The sequence below is a fragment of the Haladaptatus sp. genome (assembly GCF_049589095.1).
In the GTDB taxonomy this organism is placed as follows: domain Archaea; phylum Halobacteriota; class Halobacteria; order Halobacteriales; family Haladaptataceae; genus Haladaptatus.
In genome coordinates this window covers 1-2,025 of the sequence record NZ_JBAWAC010000365.1, presented here as the reverse complement: position 1 = coordinate 2,025, position 2,025 = coordinate 1, and the positions used below count along the sequence as shown (strand labels likewise).

The window sequence follows — 2,025 nt, the reverse complement described above, 5'->3', positions numbered from 1 at the left end:
GTAGGGAGGGGATACGCCCGCCGTCTTCGTTGTTCTTAGACGTGCAATAGCTTGATGTACTATCGACACAAAGCGGTACTGTGCGTGATAGTAGAGGAGTTGAAAACTCAAACCCTCGCACGCACTGCGCAGTGCGGACAAATAGGCATGGGACGGGCCGAATCCACGCCTCCGGAGAGTGAGACCGCTGTGGATTCCCGGTGAATCTGCAAGTCTTGTCGTTGAACGAGGAAGCCCCCACCTCACAAAGCGAGGGCTGGGTAAGCCCGAGCGCGGTAGGTGGGGGTAGTTCACTTTAACCACTTGCGACCCGACGACACGATGTCAACGCCAGAACTGTAGTAACAGATCGGCTCCCCGTCCGGTTCGGCGAAGTTGTTCGCCCGAAAAATCTCGTTCTTCCGGAATTCCACCGTCGCGGGGCGGAGCGACCACACGTCGTGGTCGACGTTCGCGTACGCAATCGTTCCACCCGGGCCGCCGACGTAGAACCGATAGCGTTCGGTGAGGAACTCGGCCAGCGACCCCGGTTCGGCGTCGAGTCGGTCACCGGTCGGCTCGTACCGCGCGTCGAACCGCAGCGGTTGATCACCCGGATGCGCGCGGCGACTGCGGTAGCGGATCGCCCCGTCCCGTTCTATCATTTTTATGTCCGCGTTGTAGTACGGCAGCCCGAACGCCAACCGAGCGCCGAGGACCGAGAGCCACCCGTCGGCATCGAGGCTGTAGAAGAAGACGGCCGGTCTGTCCTCTCCGGGCACCGTGACGTAGGTCCGGAGGTTGAGTTCGGGGAGGTCCACCCCGATGCTGTCGGGAAGTCCTCGGGGACGAACCGCGACGTTCGTGAACGGAACGACGCTCAGCCACGCCTTCTCGTCGTACGTGTCTACCTCCAGCCCTTCGGGGAGCCCTCGCTCCACGACTTCCGGTTCGACCGGCCAATTGGCGAACAGCAGTTGTCGCCATCCCATCTCGACACCAATCATCGTCCGAAACTTGTGACGGATCGCTCAAAGGGGTTCCGTCGGACGCGTCTCCGGTACGAAGTGGTCGTCTCACGCGGTCGCTTTTTTGGAATCCCAAATGGATTTCTCGATAGCTATCTGGAGAGATTTCTATCAATCTAACGGTCCGCGAACTCCTGTCCCTGTCCCTGTCCCTGTCCCCGTCCCTGCCCCTGCCCTGTCCTTGTCCGGCGTTCACCGATACCGGTAGATTTCTCGATCGAATTGTCGTCGCTCTCTTCTCGTTTTCTGCCACTGACTCGTCGCCGTCTTGTGGATTTTCACAAAGCTATCCAGAGAGCTATCCGAATAGCTATCTAAATAGATGCTCGAATGATTTCGCCGTTGGCTCGGGATGGTCATTCTCGATGCGACACTTCTCCAAAAACGTCAGCGACCGCGGCGAAAACAGAGAATCCTCAGACGGTTTCCAGCCCGTTCTCCTCGCGGAGGACGTTGATGTACGAACGGAACCCGCTTTCCAGGTCGTAGCGCGGTTCGTAGCCCATGTCCTCCTGAATCGCGCTCATGTCGAGCATCTGGGTCCACGGGAGTTCGCCCTCGTCGGAAACGTCGAGGTCGGCGTCGGGCATGATCTTCCCGACCGTCTCGGCGGCTTCCCGAATCGTCGCCACGGTGCCACGGACGTTGTAGACGCGCTGGCTCAGGTCCTCGTCGGGCGTGAACGCCGCGCGGCGGAACGCCTGCGCGATGTCCTCGACGTGTTGCCAGTCGATGACCTGATCGCCGTACTCCACCGAGAACGGTTCGCCGAGCGCGGGTTTTTCGATGATGTTCGCGAGGAACGCGGAGCCACCCGTTTCGCGGTACGGGCCGTACGCTACGGTCGGGCGGAGCGCGACGTGCGAGACGTCGTGGTCCTCGAAGTACACTTTCGCCTGGTGTTCGTTGAACTCCTTGGCCGCGCCGTACAGCGTGTCGGGGTAGACGAGGTCGTACTCGGTCACCCACTCGGTGTCGTAGTTCGTCGGTGGCGCGAACACCGCCGCCGAGGACGCCC

General features: G+C 60.8%; 2 protein-coding genes. Both read right to left on the bottom strand.

The window, feature by feature from the left end:
• Positions 1-290 precede the first annotated feature (290 nt).
• The gene (locus WBV42_RS11435; RefSeq protein WP_423986146.1) at positions 291-986 is read right to left on the bottom strand and encodes a YqjF family protein; all 696 of its coding nucleotides are present in this window, start codon (positions 984-986) and stop codon (positions 291-293) included.
• A 437-nt stretch (positions 987-1,423) separates the two neighbouring features.
• Positions 1,424-2,025 (bottom strand): NAD-dependent epimerase/dehydratase family protein (locus WBV42_RS11430; RefSeq protein WP_423986145.1); only part of this gene is annotated, 602 nt, incomplete at its 5' end.

Excerpts from the sequence above, each read along its gene's own strand:
- WBV42_RS11435 (WP_423986146.1), bottom strand. The coding sequence starts at position 986 with ATGATTGGTGTCGAGATGGGATGGCGACAACTGCTGTTCGCCAATTGG.